Raw genomic sequence first — 551 nt, 5'->3', positions numbered from 1 at the left:
GCTTACGGCGCTGGCTACTTCTACATTCCAGGCACAGAAACCTGCCTGCGTCTTTCCGGTTATGTTCGCGCTGACTTTAAAGCTGGCGATGACGTTTACAAAGGTCATGACCGCGAAACTTGGTCAACCAACACCCGCTTCACACTGCGCACACACACAGCTTCGGAAACCGAACTCGGCACACTGAAGACCTTCACCGAAAACCGCTTCAACTTCGGTGACGGCGCACAGGGCAGCCACACTCTGAAGCACGCTTACATTCAGCTGGGCGGCCTGCTCATCGGTAAAACCGATTCAGCATTCCACACCCTCACCGGTTACCTCGGCGACGTAATCAACGATGACGTTGTATCGCCAGGTGCATACAACACAAACATCATCAGCTACACCTTCAAAGGCGGCAACGGCTTCTCGGCAGTTATCTCCGCTGAACAGGGTGAAGATCTGTCTGATAAAGATGGCAATGGCTTCGCCTGGAAGAATTCAACCGTTGGCAAAAACGGAAAATCTTACAACGGCGTAATCAACGACTACATGCCACACGTTGTTGG

The 551-nt window shown here is 52.3% G+C and carries 1 protein-coding gene; it reads left to right on the top strand.

Annotated elements, in window-relative coordinates; genetic code table 11:
* Window positions 1–551, top strand: a 551-nt coding sequence (locus JNC80_RS20025; RefSeq protein WP_376711426.1) for a porin, incomplete at both ends; no start/stop codon positions are given.

The sequence above is a fragment of the Pseudochrobactrum lubricantis genome (assembly GCF_041929865.1).
Lineage (GTDB): Bacteria > Pseudomonadota > Alphaproteobacteria > Rhizobiales > Rhizobiaceae > Pseudochrobactrum > Pseudochrobactrum saccharolyticum.
Note: the sequence above shows the minus strand (reverse complement) of the source record. Positions and strands in the feature narration are given on the sequence as shown.